Below are 18,457 nucleotides of genomic sequence, written 5' to 3' on the forward strand. Positions count from 1 at the left end.
TGATCTGAGCGAGCAGTCGGAACTCGCCTGATGGGCTGCGGATGCTTCGGCGTCGGCAGCCCATCTGCACGAAGCATCGGACCAGAAATCTCACAGGAGCGGCAGGAGGATGTCGGTAACCGCGCGGACAGGCGGGGTGGTAGCCGGATCGGTGAGGTACTCCTCGATGATCGGATGGTCTCGCGGCTCCTCGCCCGAGTTCGGCAGCCACTGACCGTAGAGCCACAGGTAGGCGGCGTGCATCGAGGAGTACGGACCGATGTAGCGCATGATCGCGTACCGGCCGGCCGGCACTGTCCTCTCGACGAGGTCGTGGGGGATCTTCGTGCCGGGATCGGCGACGGTTCCAGCCGCCGAGCGCAGATCGGCCCGGGGAACGGCGTCGGGATCGTCCTCATAGATGGCGACCATCGGGCTCCCGGCTCCCATACGGTCTTTGACTCGACTGAATGCCCGGCCGATATCCATATACGCCCCGCGATGCTCGGATGCAGCAAGTCGATAGCCGCACCGCGCCTCCACGCGCACCGGCCATCCCGGGACCTCTCTCACCGACGACGTCGAGCCTGAACCGCTGCTCGTCAACGCTGAGTCGGTCGACGCCGGGCGCTGGCCAGTGCGGAATTGGCTTGGAGTCGTCCCGTAGGAGCGGAGGAAGGATCGGCTGAAGACCTCACTACCGGTGAATCCGGCTTTCCGGGCGATTCGTTCCACCGGCCATGAGGTCTCCCTGAGCATGGCGGCCGCCCGCTCCAGGCGGAGCCGGCGCACGGTCTGAGCGGTCGTCTCCCCGCGTACCGCCCGGTAGATGCGATGCCAGTGGAAGCGGGAGAACCCGGAGACGTGCGCGAGAGTCTCCAGGCTGAGATCGTCGTCGAGATGGGCGTAGATGTAGTCGGTGACGGCGTCGAGGTGGCGCTGGTACTGATCCGCCCTCATCGGTCGGGCCGGATTCCGATGGACAGGTGGGTCGAGCCGTCAGGGGCGTAGTACTCGTAGTCGGCACGGTAGTCGCGGGCCAGGTCGTCACGTGCCCAGATACCCGCCCACGCCTCGTAGACGCTCTCCGGGCGGGCGTTGACCACCGTGACGACTTCGTGAGTGGAGGCCGGGATCGTCACAACCACCTGGCCCGGGGGAACCGGGCTTCCGGCCTCGATGCGTCTGCCGATGATGAGGGTGTAGACGCCGTCGACATCGTCTCCAGGAGTCTCGTAGTCGGTGTAGACCGCGTAGATGCCAGAGCCGACGCCCGGTTCTCCCGGCTCGAGGAGCCCGGCGTCAGCAGCGGCCCGCCAGTGAGGGGGAATGCTACGGGCCGCCTCGCGGTTCGATGTCCGAAGAGGCAGGCCGACGACGTAGAAGGACTCGATCATTTCTCTCATGCGCACCATGATGCGCACATGGCGCCCGGAGTTCACCGACGATTCTTGCGGACTTGGAGAGGCCGTCAGTGGTCTGCGTGGGTCAGGACGATCTTGCCGGTGGTAGAGCCTGAGCGGACGGCGGTAACCGCCTGCGCGGCGTCCTGAATCGGAACTCGGTCGGTGACATGGACGCTGAGCTCTCCGGCCGCCACGAGCTCCACCGCACGCCTCAGGTGGCGACCAACGAGCGCCGGGTCCACCCGGCTGAATGCCCCGAGGTTGAAGCCGATGACACCGATGCCTCGCAGCCACAGCGACGTGGTGCTCACCCGCTGATCCTCCGCCTGGGAGGCATCGCCCAGCACCAGGAGCCGTCCTCCTGTGCGCAGCAGATCGAGGCTGCGCAGTCTGGCCGGACCGGCCACCGGGTCGGCGATGACGTCGAACTGGGCGGGTTCGGCGTCGGCGAGGTCCTCGGTCAGCCAGGCCTCATCATAACCCAGGTCCAGGATCTCCTGGCGCTTGGCCTCGCTGCGGGTCACGCCGACGACGCGGCCCGCCCCGAGCAGCCGGGCCACCTGCCCCATCTGCGAGCCGAGGCCACCGGCGGCGGCATGGACCAGCACACTCTCACCGCGGCGCAGGCGGGCGATCTCCTCCAGGGCGACGAGCGCCGTCGTCGAGTTGGCGGGAACGGCAGCGGCCAGGACCGGATCGAGTCCCTCCGGCAGCGGCGTGACGAGCTCGGCGGGCGCCACGGCCACCTGCCCGTAGCCTCCGCCCCCGGTGATGGTCAGGGCGACGACGGCGTCCCCGAGCCGGTATCCGTTCACTCCTTCGCCGAGGGCACGCACACGACCGGTCACCTCCAGCCCAGGAGTCCAGGGCAGGTCGATGGGGACGAAACCTTCGGCGAAGAGCGCCTCGACGTAACCGACACCCGCATAGTCCACGTCCACGGCGATCTGGCCGGGTCCGGGCTCGGGAGTGGGGGCGTCCTGGAAGCACAGCCCCGAGGGGCCGTCGAAACTGACGATCTGCATGGCCTTCATCTGAGACACCTTTCTATATCAGTGATCAACACTGTATCAGATCTCTGATACTCAAGACGAGGCGGCATCCGCCGTGATCCGTGGAGACAGTGTGATCTCGCGCCCGCGAAAGCAGTGATCGGCGATGACTCGCCGCTAGTCGGCACTGAGATCGCCCCGCAGGACTGCGGTGACCCGCTCAAGCATCTCAGTGAGCTGCTCGCGCTCCTTCACGGAGAATGCCTCCGCCATGCACTGTTCAATGCGCCGCGCGCCCTCATCGGCATGCAGAACCAGAGCCTCGCCTTCGGGGGTCAGTGAGGCGATGAGGACTTTGGCGTGGTCGGAGGAGGGGCGGCGGGTGACGAGTCGCTTCCGCTCCAGCTTGGCGATGACGGTGGCCATCGTCTGCGGGGTGACCGCGGCGGCCCTGGCCAGCTGGGCCGAGGACTGCTCGGGCACATAGTACAGGGAGAGCATGGCGGCGTACTGGGCCACCGTGAGGCCGAAGCTCCTCAGGGCCTCCGTCTTAGCGGCCATCATGGCCTGCTCCGCCGTCTTGATGTGCAGGCCCAGGCGCACCCTGGTGTCCTCAGCGAGCTCACGACGCCCCCGCCTCGGGGGAGGAATGTCCACGATGCGGCTCACGGTAATCATCCTAGGAGGCCTCGTCATCGGGGAAGAAGATCTCCTCGATGGTCAGGCCGAAGACGCGCGCGATGGCGAAGGCCAGGGGCAGGGAGGGGTCGTAGCGCTCGGCCTCCAGGGCGTTGACCGTCTGGCGGGAAACCCCCAGCTCCTCGGCGAGCCGGGCCTGAGTCCAGCTGCGCTGGGCGCGCAGCACCTTGAGATCATTCCTCACCGGTACCGCCAAGTGGACCACAGCATCCCGGCACCAAAGAAGAAGGCCCATATGGCGCTGACCCATATGAGACTGGCATGAGGCGCCCCAACTTCCTCCATGAAGCCGTATGCCATCGAGACGATCACCGTTCCTGCTGCGGAGATGACGAGTGCCTCCAGCATCTTGCGCGCCTGCATCTCGTCCAGCTCCTGAGACATTCTCATCATGGCCCACACACACACGGCAACGCCAACCATGGGAAGCAGAACGACGGCGAAGCGCCACGGGTTGTCTTCCATGGATCGCGCCCACCGCAGGCCGATCAGAACTCCGACGGAGTAGAGAGCAGCACCGATGCCGAATCGGATGGAGTAAGCGACACCCGCCTTACGCTCAATGGTCATGGCTACCTTCCGTCGATGGAGAGAAGCGGATCGGCTACCGGTTATCAGTTGAGTCAACCGTGGCACAACCAAAATTGTAAAGTAACCCCGTCATTCAGTCAAGGTTACTTTCCTATTGACGGCGTTCTCCCGCCCTTTGTTTCGTCACCAGGTACGCACTGCCGAGAACACTGCTTGCGGCGAGCGGGAAAACGGGAATCACCCATCGATGGGGACGCACCTCGACCCCGTGAACTCGCAACGTCCGTCTCGCGAAGATCCAGAAGGGAAGGACGACTGTTAACGCCGTCGCCGATCCCGGGGTGTAGCACCGGCAAGGGCCGCTGTGACCAGGTGGCTGAAGGTGTGCATGCCGTAGCCGTAGAGCACCGCAGTCGACGATCTACCGGCGATGGCCCTCGCTGACGGATCTCGCCGTCGCCGCTGTCGATGATGCCCTGGGGGACCGGGAAGCCGTCATCAGCGACGATCCACTCAACGACCTGGCCCAGATCGTTGTCCGTACACACACGCTACTCGTCAACTCACCCCTGACCGGTACCTTGCCGCAGCTGGCCCTCGACCTCGTCAACCGTCCCGAGACCGCCCGTCTCTACCGAGAACGAGTGATCAGCCCCCTGCGCGACGCTGCGATCGATACCGTCCGGCGGGCTATTGAGCAGGCCTCCTGGGAGGGTCCGGACGCGGAGACGAGCGTGGACATGATGATCGGAACCAGCCTGTACCGGCACAACTACCTGGGACATACACCAACATTGGAAGAGGCCTTCACCATTGCAGGTTGTCGGCTTCCACGTCCCGATTCTTCTTCAATACAACGGCACTAAACACGTTCCCCGAGATCAACCATTATCAATGGTTCGTCTCGGGGAACGGAGAATATGAGGAAGAAGATGGTGGAGCCAACGGGACTCGAACCCGTAACCCCCTGCTTGCAAAGCAGGTGCGCTACCAATTGCGCCATAGCCCCGAATGGCCGTGGGAGCGTCGGCCCCTCATCGGCAGCCCGACCATGCGGGCTCGTCAGTCCACCGGGTCCGTGACTTCCTGCCAAACAGCCCGATCTTGACCCTTCTTCTGAATCTCGATCCATGCGACATACCCGACAGCTGCAGCCGTCAGTACGAACAGAAACTTCTTCATGGTCTCCCTCCAAAGTTGCCGTGGGCCTAGCTGGACTCGAACCAGCGACCTCATCCTTATCAGGGATGCGCTCTAACCGACTGAGCTATAGGCCCTTGCGACCGGAAGAGGTTAACCTACCTGGCCACGGGAGACCAAATCCGATCACTCATCCGCAAGCGTGAGATGGATCCCACCGACAAGAGCGGCAGTGATGTTGTAAAGAAAGGCGCCGAGAGTGCTCAGTGCTGTCACCAGCACCATATCGACAACGGCGATGATCGTGGAGACAGCCAGGGCTCGTGGTAGCTCGAGGTAGGCCACGATCGCGGAGAAGGTGTTGGACCTCTCGCCGGCCACTGTCTTGACCAGGCCCTCAATGGTGGCGAAAACATGCATACGGTCCAGCATGAACCACACGATGGCTGTGGCGACGATCAGCATAATGCCGCCCGCGAAGCTGAGCAGGAAGCTCGCCTTCAGCACTGACCAGGGGTCCACCCGAGTCAGCGCCAGGCGCACACGGCGCGGCCCGGCAATAGTCTTCTTGCTCTTACTGCTCTTGCCGCCCGACGCACCTGTGCCGCTCACGATGGATGCGGCACCTGCGGACTGCCCGCTGTCGGGGGACATGGGAACCGGCTGGCTCATGCTTCGACCTCACTCTCGTTGTCTTCCAACGCTACCGTGTCAGCCACTGAGTCTGCAGGAGAGTCATCAGTCTCACCTTCTGGTGCGCGACCTTCCGCACCGCCGTCGACGGAGTTCTCGGCGACGGCTTCAGCGGGGCTGTCAGCCGCGTCAACCGCCTTCTCCATGTCCCGCTCGGTGTTGCGGGCCACCGCGATGATGCGGTCTCCGGTGTCGGGCTTGGCGAAAGTCACGCCCTGGGTGGTTCGTCCCGTACGCGAGACCTCACCGACGGCGGAGCGGACCACCTTGCCCGAGGCCATGATGCACAGGACCTCATCACCGGAGTCGGTCACCAGGGCGCCCACGAGGTTGCCCCTCGCCTCAACGAGGTTGGCGACCTTGACGCCGAGGCCACCACGGCCCTTGACCGGATAGTCGATGACGTTGGTGCGCTTGGCATAGCCGCCCTCGGTGACGACGAACAGGTCGGCGTCCTGCCAGGAGGGATCGACGACGTCCATGGCCAGCAGGTAGTCGCCGGGACGGAATCGCATGCCGGTGACACCGCTGGTGGCCCGGCCCGTGGGGCGCAGGGTGTCATCATCGGCGTGGAAGCGCAGCGACTGACCGGCGTGGGAGACCAGGAGGAGGTCCTGTCCCTTGCTCAAGAGCCTGGCGGAGACGAGCTCGTCATAGTTGCCGTCCTCGTCCTGACGCAGGTTGATGGCGATGACGCCGCCGGAGCGGTTGGAGTTGTACTCGCTCAGGCGCGTCTTCTTCACCAGGCCGCGGCGGGTGGCCAGGACCAGGAAGTCGGCCTGGTCGTAGTCCTGAAGCTCCATGACCTGGGCGATCTCCTCACCCGGTTGGAAGGCCAGGAGGTTGGCCACGTGCTGGCCCTTGGAGTCGCGTCCGCCCTCGGGCAGCTCATAGCCCTTGGCCCGGTAGACGCGGCCGTAGTTGGTGAAGAACAGCAGCCAGCGGTGAGTCGTCGTGACGAAGAAGTGGTCGACGACATCGTCCTCGCGCAGCGTGGCGCCGCGGATGCCCTTGCCGCCGCGGTGCTGGGAGCGGTAGGAGTCGGTGCGGGTGCGCTTGGCGTAGCCAGAGCGGGTGATGGTGACGACCACGTCCTCCTCGGGGATGAGGTCCTCCATGCTCATCTCGCCGTCGAAAGGAACGATCCGAGTGCGACGCTCATCCCCGTACTTCTCGACGATCTCGGCGAGCTCGTCGGAGACGATGCTTCGTTGACGCTCCGGGGAGGCGATGATCTCGCGCAGATCCTTGACCCGGGCCCGCAGCTCCTCGGACTCCTGCTGGATCTTGAGGCGCTCCAGGGCGGCCAGACGGCGCAGCTGGAGGGAGAGGATGGCCTCGGCCTGGGCCTCGTCGACGTCGAGCAGGCCCATGAGACCGGTGCGGGCCTCCTCGGTAGTGGGCGAGCGGCGAATGAGAGCGATGACGGCGTCGAGGGCGTCGATCGCCTTGAGCAGGCCCTCAAGGATGTGGAGGCGCTCCTCGGCCTTGCGCAGACGGAAGCGGGAGCGGCGCACGATGACGTCGATCTGGTGACTCACCCAGTGGCGCACGAATCCGTCCAGGCTCAGGGTGCGCGGCACCCCGTCGACCAGGGCGAGCATGTTGGCCGGGAAGTTGTCCTGAAGCTGGGTGCGCTTGTAGAGGTTGTTGAGGACCACCTTGGCGACGGCGTCGCGCTTGAGGACGATGACGAGTCGCTGGCCGGTGCGCCCGGAGGTCTCGTCGCGGATGTCGGCGATGCCGGTGACCTGGCCGTCGCGCACGAGCTGGGCGATCTTGTCGGCCAGGTTGTCGGGGTTGACCTGGTAGGGCAGCTCGGTGACCACCAGGCACTGGCGGCCCTGGATCTCCTCGACGTTGACCACGGCCCGCTGGGTGATGGAGCCGCGGCCGGTGCGGTAGGCGTCCTCAATGCCCCGCCGGCCCAGGATGGTGGCGCCAGTGGGGAAGTCGGGTCCGGGGATCCTCTCGATGAGGGCGTCGAGAAGCTCCTCACGGGAGGCGTCGGGATGCTCGAGGTACCACTGGGCACCACGGGCGATCTCGCGCAGGTTGTGCGGCGGGATGCGGGTGGCCATGCCGACGGCGATGCCCTCGGAGCCGTTGACCAGGAGGTTGGGGAACCGCGCCGGCAGGATGACCGGCTCCTGGTTGCGTCCGTCGTAGTTGTCCTGGAAGTCGACGCTGTCCTCGTCGATGTCCCGGAGCATCTCCATGGCCAGGGGCGCCATCTTGCACTCGGTGTACCGGGGGGCGGCGGGCCCCAGATTGCCGGGTGTGCCGAAGTTCCCCTGGCCGGCCACCAGCGGATAGCGCAGCGACCACCACTGGACCAGACGGGCCAGGGCGTCGTAGATGGCGCTGTCGCCGTGGGGGTGGTAGGTCCCCATGACGTCGCCGACGATGCGCGAGGACTTGGAGAAGGAGGCGGTGGGGCGGTAGCCGCCGTCGTACATGGCGTACAGGACGCGGCGGTGGACCGGTTTGAGCCCGTCACGCACGTCGGGCAGGGCCCGGCCCACGATGACGCTCATCGCGTAGTCGAGGTAGGAGCGCTGCATCTCCATCTGGAGGTCGACCGGCTGGATGCGCTCGGAGGTGACGACGTCCGTCTGCCCCTCGTCGCCGGTGATCTCTTCAACTTCGTCGCTCACAGGATTCCTTCGTGTTCAGAGGATGTCGCCGGAAACAGGCCGGCGGTTCACGTGTCGCTCGGTGCTGCTCAGATGTCCAGGAAGCGGACGTCGGAGGCGTTGCGCTGGATGAAGGAGCGCCGCTGCTCTACGTCGTCGCCCATGAGGATTGCGAAGGTCTCGTCGGCATCGGCGGCCTCATCGAGCGTGACCTGCTTGAGAATGCGGGTCGTGGGGTCCATCGTGGTCTCCCACAGCTCGTGGTCATTCATTTCGCCCAGCCCCTTGTAGCGCTGGATCCCACCGTCCTTGGGCAGACGGTGGCCCTTCTCCTGGCCGGCGGCCAGCAGCTTGTCACGCTCGGCGTCGGAGTACGCGAACTCGTGCTCGGCGTTGGACCACTTGAGCCGGTAAAGCGGCGGCATGGCGATGTAGGTGTGGCCGTGCTCGATGAGCGGACGCATGTAACGGAACAGGAGGGTCAGCAGGAGGGTGGCGATGTGCTGGCCGTCGACGTCGGCGTCGGCCATGATGACGATCTTGCCGTAGCGCAGCTTGGTGATGTCGAAGTCCTCGCCGATGCCGGTGCCGAAGGCGGTGATGAGGCTGCGGATCGTGTCGGAGGACAGGGCCCGGTCCAGGCGCGCCTTCTCCACGTTGAGGATCTTGCCGCGAATCGGCATGATCGCCTGGTGCTCGGGGTCGCGGCCGCCGACGGCGGAGCCACCGGCCGAGTCACCCTCGACGATGAAGATCTCGGAGTCCGCGGCGTTCTTCGAGGAACAGTCTCGCAGCTTGCCGGGCATGGAGGCGGACTCCAGGACGCCCTTACGACGGGTGGCCTCGCGGGCCTTGCGGGCGGCCAGGCGCGCGGCGGCGGCCTGGGATGCTTTGGTGATGATGGCACGGGCGTCGCTCGGGTGGGAGTCCAGCCAGTCACCGAGCTGTCCGTAGACGGTCTGCTGGACGAAGGTGCGGGCCTCGGTGTTGCCGAGCTTGGTCTTGGTCTGGCCCTCGAACTGGGGCTCGGAGAGCTTGACGGAGATGACGGCCGTCAGGCCCTCGCGGATGTCGTCGCCGGTGAGGTTGTCGTCGCGCTCCTTGAGCAGGCCCTTGTCCCGGGCGTATTTGTTGACCAGGGTGGTCAGCGCCGTACGGAAGCCCTCCTCATGGGTGCCGCCCTCGGTGGTGTTGATCGTGTTGGCGTAGGTGTGGACCGACTCGGAGTAGGAGCTGGTCCACTGCAGCGCGATCTCCAGGCTGATGGAGCGATTCTCATCCAGGGACTGCTCGGCCTCGAAGTCGATGATCTCGGGGTGGACGAGGTCGGCCTTCTTGGACTTGTTGAGGAAGGCGACGTAATCACGCAGGCCGTGCTCGTAGCAGTAGGTGTCAGTACGAAAACCGACCTCGGGCGCGTCAGGGGCGGAGTCATCACCGGTGATCTCATCACCGGCGTCCTGAACACCGACGCGCTCATCGGTCAGGGTAATGCGCAGACCCTTGTTGAGGAAGGCCATCTGCTGGAACCGACGACGCAACGTCTCGTAGTCGAAGTCGACCGTCTCGAAGATGCTCGGGTCCGGGTAGAAGGTCTGGGTGGTGCCAGTGGCCTCGGTGGTCTCGCCCTTGATGAGCTCGGTGATGGGACGACCGCCGTCGGCGAATGACATGCGCCATACGAATCCCTGCCTGCGGACCTCGGTATCCACCCGGGTGGACAGGGCGTTGACCACCGAGATGCCCACACCGTGCAGACCACCGGAGACCGCGTAGCCGCCGCCTCCGAACTTGCCTCCGGCGTGCAGGATCGTCATGACGACCTCAACGGTGGGCCTGTGCTCAGTGGGGTGCTCATCGACCGGGATGCCGCGGCCGTTATCACTGACGCGCACGCCGCCGTCGGCCAGGATGGTGACCTCGATATGGTCGCAGTATCCGGCCAGGGCCTCGTCGACGGAGTTGTCGACGACCTCGTAGACGAGGTGGTGAAGCCCGCGCTCACCGGTGGAGCCGATGTACATGCCGGGGCGTTTCCGGACCGCTTCGAGCCCTTCGAGGACGGTGATGTCCGAGGCTCCGTAGTCATGATTCACAGTGGCGTCCTGGTCAGACACGTGTCAGTTGCTCCTCAATCTGTGCGCATCGGGACCTCAGTAGTCCGATGTCTCCGTCCGGCCCCTTCACACGACGATCCTGAGGAGGATCGTGCGCACACGTAGGTGGGTACATCAGGACGGTCCTGGGCGCACCTTGGGCGGTTTCACCGCATTCTAGCGTAGATGACTACTCGACCCGCTGTGCTGAGGGCCGTTGAGAGCGTGCCCGTGGTCACCTCTGTTGCGTGCAGGTCACCGAACCGTGCAGCGTCTCGTGTCTGTCCCGGGTCTTTCCGACGACTTGCGCACTGGAGATGGTACCGCTAGCCGTATGTATCTCGCGGCCCCCGGGCGCCGCGCAGGCCGACACCGCGTCGTTTCCAACTCGGGCCTGCCGGGCCCAGGATCCGCAGCTCCACGCCGTCCCCGGTGCTGATGCCTCCGGCCTGGCGTCCTCCAGGACCCGAACGCAGGGCCTCGACGATTCTGGCCTCGATGGTCGGCTGGAGGAGGCGGAGCTGCTGGGCCCAGCTCGACGATGAGGCGCGCAGGGTGATGCGTCTGGCCTCGAAGGACTCGATAACGCAGTGCTCGGCGATCTGGTCACCCACGATGGTCTGCCACCGGGCGACGACGCCGGCCACCGCAAGCTTGCCGGCCCAACCGTTATCAGCCACCATGCGATGCAGTTCCCGCTGTCCGGTGCGGGGATCGAAAGGGGTGGGGCCGGGGCGATCACGGCCGCGAGCCAGCCCAGGGCCGCGGTCGGCCGGATCGTCCGGGTTCTGTCCCAGCGCCCGAGCCAACTCGCGACGCCGGTCCCAAGGCGCCGTCTGCTCCGCACCACCGACCCCGTTGGAGCCACCGGCCGGCTCACGCAGTCTGCGGACTGGAACCCGGCTGTCTCCCTTCTCCCAGGCCTGAGCCCGCTGCCGAGTCAGTGCCCGCTGGGCCAGTACGTCCGGCAAGGGGCCGGGGGCCGTTTTGGATCCCCGACCGGATCCACCGTCCGCGTCGGTGGATCCTTCACCTATGGGCCGGAGGCGCTCAGCCACGGGCGACCTCGCCGTCTGCCACCCGGTACCGGGCCCCGGCGAGCTCGTCGGGAATGTCGTCGTCAACGGCCGCGGTCAGCAGGACCTGCTGGGCCCCGGCGACCATGCGGGCCAGGGCACGTCGACGTTGCTCGTCGAGGGAGGCGAAGACGTCATCGAGGATGAGGACGGGTTCGCCGTCCCCACCGTAGGCGTCGACGTCGGCGCGCAGCATGTCGTAGGAGGCCAGGCGCAGCGCCAGGGCCAGGGACCACTGCTCGCCATGCGAGGCGAATCCGCGGGCGGGCAGGCCGGTGATGAATAGAGACAGGTCATCGCGGTGCGCCCCGATGAGGTTCGCGCCGCGATCGATCTCACGGGCGTGGAGCTCTCCCATGGCGCTCTCCAGGCGTGTGGTGACGGCGGTCTCGTCCAGAAGCGTCTCCTCACCGGCGAGCCAGGCCGCCTCGTCATGAGGATCGGGTTCGGGGACCTCCTCATGAATCAGCAGGCTCGAACGGTAGGCGAGCTGGGCGCGCGAACGCTCCCCGGAACTGCCCGAGACGGTCTCGTAGGCGGCAGCCACCCAGGGGCGCAGACGCCGCATGACATCGACCCGGGCAGCAATGAGCCGGGCAGCCGCAGTGGCGAGCTGAGCGTCCCAGACCTCCAGGGTGGAGAGCATGGAGGCGGTTGATGAGCGGGCGGCGCGCGCGGACTTCAAAAGGCTGGCGCGCTGGGCGAGGATCTTGTCGTGCTCGTTGCGCACCCCGGCCAGGCTCGGACGCAGGGTGATCACGAGGTCGTCGAGGAACGCTCGGCGCACCCCCGGCTCTGCGCGCACCAGGGAGAGATCCTCCGGAGCGAAGACAACAGCGCGTAGCACTCCGAGCAGGTCCCGGGGCCGGCAGCCGCCCCGGTTGAGCCGAGCCCGATTCGCCTTACCGGCGATGATCTCGATCTCCAGGACACTGGGTCTCTCGCCGTGGACGGTCCGAGCGCGGACAACGGCGCCGGCCGGCTGGCTCTGGCCAGGTGCCGCGCGTCGTACCAGGGCGGTGTCGGCTCCGATCCGGTGGGAGGAGAGCGTCGCCAGATAAACGATGGCTTCGACCAGATTGGTCTTGCCCTGCCCGTTGGATCCCACGAAGGCGCTGGGACCTGGCTCCAGGGACAGAACCAGGTTGCGGTAAGAACGAAAATCGTCCAGGGAGAGGTCAGAGACGTACATGCACCGTCGAGTCTCAGGCTCCGAAGCGGATCGGCATGAGCAGGTAGCGGAAGGTGGAGTCCTCGGTGCCGCCGATGGAATCCATACCCGTAAGCACCGCCGGTTTGGAGGCGTGGGTGAAGTCGAGGCGGACGTAGGGCTGATTGAGCGCGCCCAGACCGTCAAGGAGATAGCCCGGGTTGAAGGCGGTGGAGATGTCGTCGCCCTCGAGGTGGGCGACGAGCTGCTCAGTGGCCTGGGCGTCGTCGCCCTGTCCGGCGTCGAGCTCCAGGTTGCCCTGGGTGAAGGACATGTGGATCGGGGTGGATCGATCGGCAACGAGGCTGACACGGCGCACCGCCGCCATGAGCTCATCGGTGCCCACCGTGGCGTGGATCGAGGTGGACTCCGGGAATAGACGGCGTACTGGTGGGTAGTCGCCGTCAGTGAGCAGGGAGGTGGTACGCCTCCCACCGGCCTCGAAGCCGATGAGGCTGGACGCGGCCGACCCACTGTTCAGAGCCACGGTCACGTCACCCGAGGAGGTCAGTGATTTGGCGACGTCGGACAGGGTGCGCGCCTTGAGCAGCGCAGTGGTGGACAAGTCAGTGTTCGCCGGTGACCATGTCAGCTCCCGCATGGCCAGGCGGTAGCGGTCAGTGGCCATGAGCACCAGGGAGCTGCCCTCGACCTCTATCTGCACGCTGGTGAGTAGGGGCAGAGTGTCATCACGGGAGGCGGCGATCGAGACCTGGGCGACGGCGCGAGCCAAGTCGTGGGCGTCAATTGTACCGGCAACAGCAGGCATGACCGGCAGTGCTGGATAGTCATCAGCCGCCATCGCCGCCAGGGAGAAGTGGGCCGACCCGCAGGAGACGGCCACCTTGTTGCCCTCGACCTCCAGGTCAACAGGCTTGTTCGGCAGAGCCTTGGCGATGTCGGCCAGGAGTCGTCCTGAGACGAGAACGACGCCATCTTGTTCGACGTCAGCTGCTACTTCGCAGTGCGCCGAGACCTCGTAGTCGAAGGAGGCCAGGACCAGGCTGGAACCCCTGGCCTCCAGACGTACTCCGGCCAGCACCGGTACCGGTGGACGAGCGGGTACGGACCGCGCAGTCCAGGTGACGGCCTCGGCAAGGATGTCTCGGTCAACCCTGAGCTTCACGGTAGATGCCTCCGTCGTCGTGGTAGGTCGCTCGGCAGCGCTTCGTGGGGCCACTGAGCCATACAGGGACGTGCCGTACCGGCAGGTTGCCAGCAGGTAGTCAGTAAGGACCGCGTCGCTTGGAGTGCAGCCCTGGGTTGGAAGTGTAGACGGTAGACCGTACCAATCGCCTCCGTCACCAGCGATCACTCATTCTCATCCCATGAGTTTCCCCGAATGACACTCGTTGGGAGTCCGGACCGGACTCGTCGGTCGATCGTGCTTCGTCGTTCTCGTCGTTGAAGGTTTGTAGGTGTAGTAGCACGTGTGGATGCTGGGGATAACAAGGTCTTTCCCTGCAAAGGCAAGGATCTTGCTGGGGAACTACAGGTGGGTGGTTCTGGTGAGCAAGAAAGAGGTCCGGTGGAGAGATTGAATGACATTCATGTCATTCCACAGTCGGGGTGCTGGGCTTCCACAGCGACACGCACGCTCCTCCACCTGTCGTCCTCAGCACCGTCCACAGAGGCCACCGGGGTCAGGCGGGTGACTGAGCTGCCTGTTTGATGCGGCTGGTCAGTTCAGTGACCTGGTTGAAGGTGGAGCGCCGTTCGGCCATGAGGGTGCGGATCTTCTTGTCGGCGCTCATCACGGTGGTGTGATCACGTCCGCCGAACTCCCGGCCGATCTTGGGCAGGGAGAGGTCGGTGAGTTCGCGGCACAGGTACATGGCGATATGTCGGGCCGAGACCATGGTGCGTGAGCGGTTGGCCGAGCATAGGTCGTCGATGGTGATACCGAAGTAGTCGGCGGTCTGCGCCATGATGAGGGAGGTGGTGATCTCCTGGCCCTCAGGGTCGGAGATGATGTCCTTGAGGACCATCTCGGCCAGCGTCTGGTCGACGGGCTGCTTGTTGAGTGAGGCGAAGGCCGTGACGCGAATGAGTGCACCCTCGAGCTCGCGGATGTTGGTGGTGATGCGCGAGGCGATGTACTCCAGGACGTCGAAGGGAAGATCAAGGCCCTCAGCAGTGCCTTTGCGGGAAAGGATGGCGATGCGGGTCTCCAGGTCCGGAGGCTGGACATCGGCCAGCAGACCCCACTCGAAGCGGGAGCGTAAGCGCTCGTCGAGCCCGCCCAGGGCCTTGGGGGGCTGGTCGGAGGTGAGGACGACCTGCTTGCCTGAGGAGTGCAGAGAGTTGAAGGTGTGGAAGAACTCCTCCAGGGTGGACTCTTTACCTTGAAGAAACTGGATGTCATCGACCAGGAGAATATCGACTTCGCGATAGCGGCGCTTGAAACCCTCCATACGGCCGTCGTCCTGGTTGCCGTCGCGTACGCAGGCGATGAAGTCGGAGACGAAGACCTCTGAGTTGACGTACTTGACGCGGATTCCGGGGTTGAGTGTCTGGGAGTAGTGACCGATGGCGTGCAGTAGGTGAGTCTTACCCAGGCCGGAACCTCCGTAGATGAACAGGGGGTTGTAGGCACGGGCCGGGGCCTCGGCAACGGCCAGAGCCGTGGCGTGGGCGAACCGATTGGACGAGCCGGTGACATAGGTGTCGAAGGTGTAACGCGGGTTGAGTTGAGAGACATCATTGGCCGCCGTCGGCGTGAGCAGTCCGGTGGGGCTCTGAGATCCGCCCGGTGGCGGGCTGTAAGAGCTGGTGAACCCGGGTGAGGAAGAGGTCGGAAGAGAACCCGATGCTGCTGACGGGGCCGAGGAGGAGGAGATCTGAGAACGGGGTCTCGGAGAACTCGGAGAAGGAGTCGAGCCCGAGTAGGCCGATGAATGATCGAGCTGATGCCCGTAATCGGTCGTTGGAGGTGTCATGTTCACGGTGGCGGAGGCAGCCGGTGTGGCCGATACGGAAGATGGTCCTGATGTCGGTGCCGTGGCCAGGTTGACAGGCTCGGGAGCAACAGGCGGCATGGGCGACCGAGAGACCTCCGAGGAGGTATCGACTGTGACCTCGATGGGCATGGGGCGTCCCCAGACCTGAGAGACGGCAGCGCTGATTGGACCGCGTGCCTGTTCGACGATGTCCTTGGCGAAGGCGGACCCGACGACGAGAACGAGCGTTCCATCGACATCGATGAGGTGAGTCATGCGAATCATGGACATCTTGCCCTGACCCAACTCCCCGGAGCTGGAGAGCACCTCAAGGGCGGAGAGCCATTTGGTGTTGGCGGCGTCAGGCACGACGGACTCCTGATCGGCATGGTTGATGATCCCTGTGATCGCAACCCGACCGGCGTCGGCCAGGGCGCTGCGTCGATCATGACAGGGATATGCGGGCCTGGCGAACCGGAGGGTCTTGACCGGCGTCCCATCATGGTGGCTCTCCACAGCCTTGTCCACACCTGGGGACACAGGGAGCAGTGACTCACAGATTTTATTCAGGATAAACTCTGGGAATCTTAGGACTAATCATGCCTGAGTGACGCGGTGCGAGCGCACGGAATGACAAAGGTGTAGCGATTCTCTGTTCCGTTGAGACGACAGACCCAGTTCAACATCTCATCCACATATCCTCAGGGCTGTGGACAGCGGGCTTCCCACAGGGGTGGAAACGAATGCACCTCGCCTGTGGATGGAGTGTGGATGACGTCATCGGTCACAGTCAGTCGCATCCGTTTGACCGGCAAGAGGGGCAACCGTAGGCTATTGAGGACGTTCGCGCGGAATCACGCTCCGATCCATGGGGCCGCCGCGTGAGCGACAGTGCCGCGAGCCTCGCGATGCACTGTTCCGATCACCTCAAGCAGGAGTTAAGCCCGTGAGCAAGCGGACCTACCAGCCGAACAACCGTCATCGTGCCAAGGTGCACGGCTTCCGTAAGCGCATGTCCACCCGCGCGGGCCGCGCTGTCCTTGCCTCGCGACGCCGCAAGGGTCGCGCTCGTCTCGCCGCCTGAGGTGCTCAGCGCGGCGCACCGGTTATCGCGGGGTGGGGACTTCACCGCCGCGATCCGTCGGGGTACGCGTTGCGGGAACCGTAGGCTGGTTGTGCACTACCGCGCCGGCGGGAGGGGGGATCACTCCCCAGCTCTCGTCGGCGTCGTCGTGCCCAAGAAGCAGATCCCACTGGCTACCCGCCGTAATCGCGTCAAGCGCCGTGTCCGGGCCCTCATGGCTCAGCGGATCGGTGCGCTCGAACCGGGTTCCTGCGTCGTCGTGCGCGGACTCGCCGGTGCCGACGGCGCCAGCAGTGGCATCTTGGGGAAGGACCTCGATCGACTTCTGAGTCGGTGCCGTGAGTGTCAGGCCCAGGGGCAGTAAGCGGTGAGCTCTGTTGAATGGTGATGAGCGAGGGATGAGCGGTTGGGTCACACGGGTGCTCCTGGTTCCGGTGCGCCTCTACCAGCGCTTCATCTCACCGGTTCTTCCGGCGTCATGTCGTTACTACCCCAGTTGCTCCGCCTATGCCGTCACAGCACTGGAGATTCACGGTCCGATCAAAGGCTCGCTGCTGACTGTCTGGCGTCTGCTGCGATGCAACCCGCTGACTCCCGGTGGAGTGGAGCACGTCCCGGACAAGGGATGCTGGCGTTACCACCATCCCCGTGATGTTCCGCGATTCCGGGTCGAACGATCTGACCGATCCTCGCAGATACCCGCAACCGGTTGGTGCGACACCGACCAGAGCCTGCACTGATACTGCTCTGCCACGAGAAACCGCATACAAGGAGTACGGATGGACACGTTGCTATGGCCCCTCAAGGTGGCCGTGGCCTGGGTCATGGTTACGATCCACAAGGCTCTGATCTTCGTCGGATTTCCTGATGGAGCCGGCATTGCCTGGGTGTTGTCCATTATCGGTCTGACGATCGTGGTGCGGCTGCTCATCATGCCGCTGTTCGTCAAGCAGATCCGCGCGTCTCGTGGAATGCAGCTCCTCCAGCCGGAGATGCAGGCGCTCCAGGCCAAGTACAAGGGTAAGAAGGACCCGGAGTCGCGCCAGCGCATGAACGAAGAGATGATGGCGCTCTATCGCAAGCACGGGACCAATCCCATGTCCTCGTGCCTGCCGATCCTGGTGCAGATGCCGATCTTCTTCGCCCTGTTCCGGGTGCTGGCCTCGCTCGGTCAGGTCGCGAGCGGAACCTACGGTCGCCCCTCGATCGGACCGCTCACGCAGGAGCTGGCCAAACAGGTCCAGGACTCCAGCGTCTTCGGCGCCAGTCTGTCCTCGTCCTTCATGAACAGTGACGATACGCAGGTCAAGATCGTCACTGTTGCGATGATCATCATCATGTCGGTGACGCAGTGGTACACCATGGCGCAGCTGACGATGAAGAACATGTCGGCGGAGTCAAAGAACTCCGACAACCCCATGATCCGCTCCCAGCGGATGATGATGTACGTGATGCCGGTGATCTTCGCCGTCTCCGGTGTCAACTTCCAGATCGGTGTGCTCGTCTACTGGGTCATCTCCAACCTGTGGACCATGGGCCAGCAGTTCTTCACCATCCGTAACATGCCGGCGCCCGGCAGTGAGGCCGAGAAGAAGTACCGTGCCCGGATCAACGCCAAGCGGGCACGCAAGGGCCTGCCCTCCCTGGAGGAGGAGGAACGCGCCGAGGCGGTCGCCAAGGCTGAGGCTGAGGGACGCACCGGCGGTCAGCGGGTCCAGCCGGTGCGCAAGAACCGGCAGAAGAAGGCCGGCGGCAAGAGTGAGGACCGCACAGACGCCGTCGGCGACTCGATTTCTGGGCAGGACGCGGGTGACTCCGATGACTTGGATACCGCATCATCCTCGAAGAGTGTCGGGCTCAGCGACGAGGAGATTGCTCGACGTCGTTACGAACGCCGGGCCCGTCAGCGTCGTCAGGCAGCTGCCCGTCGCAAGGCTCAGGCCAAGAAGAATCGCAACCGCTGAGAGTCGTTCAGC

The 18,457-nt window shown here is 64.8% G+C and carries 19 protein-coding genes and 2 tRNA genes; 5 read left to right on the forward strand and 16 right to left on the reverse strand.

The window, feature by feature from the left end:
- Positions 1-90: 90 nt before the first annotated feature.
- From RWR81_RS02340 to RWR81_RS02365, 6 genes are all read right to left on the reverse strand, one after another.
- Positions 91-939 carry an AraC family transcriptional regulator gene (locus RWR81_RS02340; protein WP_314453829.1) on the reverse strand — a complete coding sequence of 283 codons (849 nt, stop codon included), beginning with the start codon at positions 937-939 and terminating at the stop codon, positions 91-93.
- Complete coding sequence (locus tag RWR81_RS02345; RefSeq protein WP_314453832.1) at positions 936-1,385, reverse strand: effector binding domain-containing protein; 450 nt, start codon at positions 1,383-1,385, stop codon at positions 936-938. The genes RWR81_RS02340 and RWR81_RS02345 overlap by 4 nt, the downstream gene beginning before the upstream one ends.
- 65 nt (positions 1,386-1,450) lie before the next feature.
- A complete protein-coding gene (locus tag RWR81_RS02350; RefSeq protein ID WP_314453835.1) occupies positions 1,451-2,419 on the reverse strand; it encodes a zinc-binding dehydrogenase in 969 nt (322 codons plus the stop codon).
- 135 nt (positions 2,420-2,554) lie between these two features.
- Complete coding sequence (locus RWR81_RS02355) at positions 2,555-3,055, reverse strand: MarR family transcriptional regulator (protein WP_314453838.1); 501 nt, start codon at positions 3,053-3,055, stop codon at positions 2,555-2,557.
- A gap of 1 nt (position 3,056) precedes the next feature.
- A complete protein-coding gene (locus RWR81_RS02360) occupies positions 3,057-3,260 on the reverse strand; it encodes a helix-turn-helix transcriptional regulator (RefSeq protein WP_314453841.1) in 204 nt (67 codons plus the stop codon).
- Positions 3,257-3,646: a hypothetical protein gene (locus RWR81_RS02365; RefSeq protein WP_314453843.1), complete on the reverse strand. Its 390-nt coding sequence runs from the start codon at positions 3,644-3,646 to the stop codon at positions 3,257-3,259. The genes RWR81_RS02360 and RWR81_RS02365 overlap by 4 nt, the downstream gene beginning before the upstream one ends.
- A 482-nt stretch (positions 3,647-4,128) precedes the next feature.
- Here RWR81_RS02365 and RWR81_RS02370 point away from each other — a divergent pair, with 482 nt between their 5' ends.
- Positions 4,129-4,473 (forward strand): TetR/AcrR family transcriptional regulator C-terminal ligand-binding domain-containing protein, encoded by a 345-nt coding sequence (locus RWR81_RS02370; RefSeq protein WP_314453920.1) that lies wholly within the window; start codon positions 4,129-4,131, stop codon positions 4,471-4,473.
- Between the two features lie 67 nt (positions 4,474-4,540).
- On the opposite strand, the gene RWR81_RS02375 is transcribed toward RWR81_RS02370, so the two are convergent.
- The 10 genes from RWR81_RS02375 to dnaA form a co-directional block, all read right to left on the reverse strand.
- A tRNA-Ala gene (locus tag RWR81_RS02375) sits at positions 4,541-4,616 on the reverse strand.
- Between the two features lie 53 nt (positions 4,617-4,669).
- The gene (locus RWR81_RS02380) at positions 4,670-4,789 is read right to left on the reverse strand and encodes a DLW-39 family protein (protein ID WP_232205954.1); all 120 of its coding nucleotides are present in this window, start codon (positions 4,787-4,789) and stop codon (positions 4,670-4,672) included.
- Positions 4,790-4,810: 21 nt separating this feature from the next.
- Positions 4,811-4,884, reverse strand: a tRNA-Ile gene (locus RWR81_RS02385).
- Positions 4,885-4,933: 49 nt separating this feature from the next.
- Positions 4,934-5,419 carry a DUF3566 domain-containing protein gene (locus tag RWR81_RS02390; protein ID WP_314453848.1) on the reverse strand — a complete coding sequence of 162 codons (486 nt, stop codon included), beginning with the start codon at positions 5,417-5,419 and terminating at the stop codon, positions 4,934-4,936.
- Positions 5,416-8,097 (reverse strand): DNA gyrase subunit A, encoded by a 2,682-nt coding sequence (gyrA, locus tag RWR81_RS02395; RefSeq protein ID WP_314453852.1) that lies wholly within the window; start codon positions 8,095-8,097, stop codon positions 5,416-5,418. Before gyrA ends, RWR81_RS02390 begins: the two co-directional genes overlap by 4 nt.
- 68 nt (positions 8,098-8,165) lie before the next feature.
- Positions 8,166-10,193: a DNA topoisomerase (ATP-hydrolyzing) subunit B gene (gene gyrB / locus RWR81_RS02400; RefSeq protein WP_314453855.1), complete on the reverse strand. Its 2,028-nt coding sequence runs from the start codon at positions 10,191-10,193 to the stop codon at positions 8,166-8,168.
- A gap of 305 nt (positions 10,194-10,498) precedes the next feature.
- Complete coding sequence (locus tag RWR81_RS02405; protein WP_314453857.1) at positions 10,499-11,230, reverse strand: DciA family protein; 732 nt, start codon at positions 11,228-11,230, stop codon at positions 10,499-10,501.
- Positions 11,223-12,440 (reverse strand): DNA replication/repair protein RecF, encoded by a 1,218-nt coding sequence (recF, locus tag RWR81_RS02410; protein WP_314453860.1) that lies wholly within the window; start codon positions 12,438-12,440, stop codon positions 11,223-11,225. The genes RWR81_RS02405 and recF overlap by 8 nt, the downstream gene beginning before the upstream one ends.
- A gap of 13 nt (positions 12,441-12,453) precedes the next feature.
- A complete protein-coding gene (dnaN, locus tag RWR81_RS02415) occupies positions 12,454-13,584 on the reverse strand; it encodes a DNA polymerase III subunit beta (protein WP_314453864.1) in 1,131 nt (376 codons plus the stop codon).
- A gap of 517 nt (positions 13,585-14,101) precedes the next feature.
- Entirely contained in the window at positions 14,102-15,766 is a 1,665-nt protein-coding gene (gene dnaA / locus RWR81_RS02420; RefSeq protein ID WP_314453868.1) for a chromosomal replication initiator protein DnaA, read from the reverse strand.
- A 577-nt stretch (positions 15,767-16,343) separates the two neighbouring features.
- Here dnaA and rpmH point away from each other — a divergent pair.
- From rpmH to yidC, 4 genes are read left to right on the forward strand one after another with little or no spacing between them, the layout of a single operon-like run.
- Complete coding sequence (gene rpmH / locus RWR81_RS02425) at positions 16,344-16,481, forward strand: 50S ribosomal protein L34 (protein ID WP_009232709.1); 138 nt, start codon at positions 16,344-16,346, stop codon at positions 16,479-16,481.
- Between the two features lies 1 nt (position 16,482).
- Complete coding sequence (rnpA, locus tag RWR81_RS02430; protein ID WP_314453871.1) at positions 16,483-16,845, forward strand: ribonuclease P protein component; 363 nt, start codon at positions 16,483-16,485, stop codon at positions 16,843-16,845.
- Positions 16,846-16,879: 34 nt separating this feature from the next.
- The gene (gene yidD / locus RWR81_RS02435; protein ID WP_314453873.1) at positions 16,880-17,221 is read left to right on the forward strand and encodes a membrane protein insertion efficiency factor YidD; all 342 of its coding nucleotides are present in this window, start codon (positions 16,880-16,882) and stop codon (positions 17,219-17,221) included.
- Positions 17,222-17,260: 39 nt separating this feature from the next.
- A complete protein-coding gene (yidC, locus tag RWR81_RS02440; protein ID WP_314453875.1) occupies positions 17,261-18,445 on the forward strand; it encodes a membrane protein insertase YidC in 1,185 nt (394 codons plus the stop codon).
- Positions 18,446-18,457 lie beyond the last annotated feature (12 nt).

The organism is uncultured Actinomyces sp., assembly GCF_963526355.1.
In the GTDB taxonomy this organism is placed as follows: Bacteria; Actinomycetota; Actinomycetes; order Actinomycetales; family Actinomycetaceae; genus Actinomyces.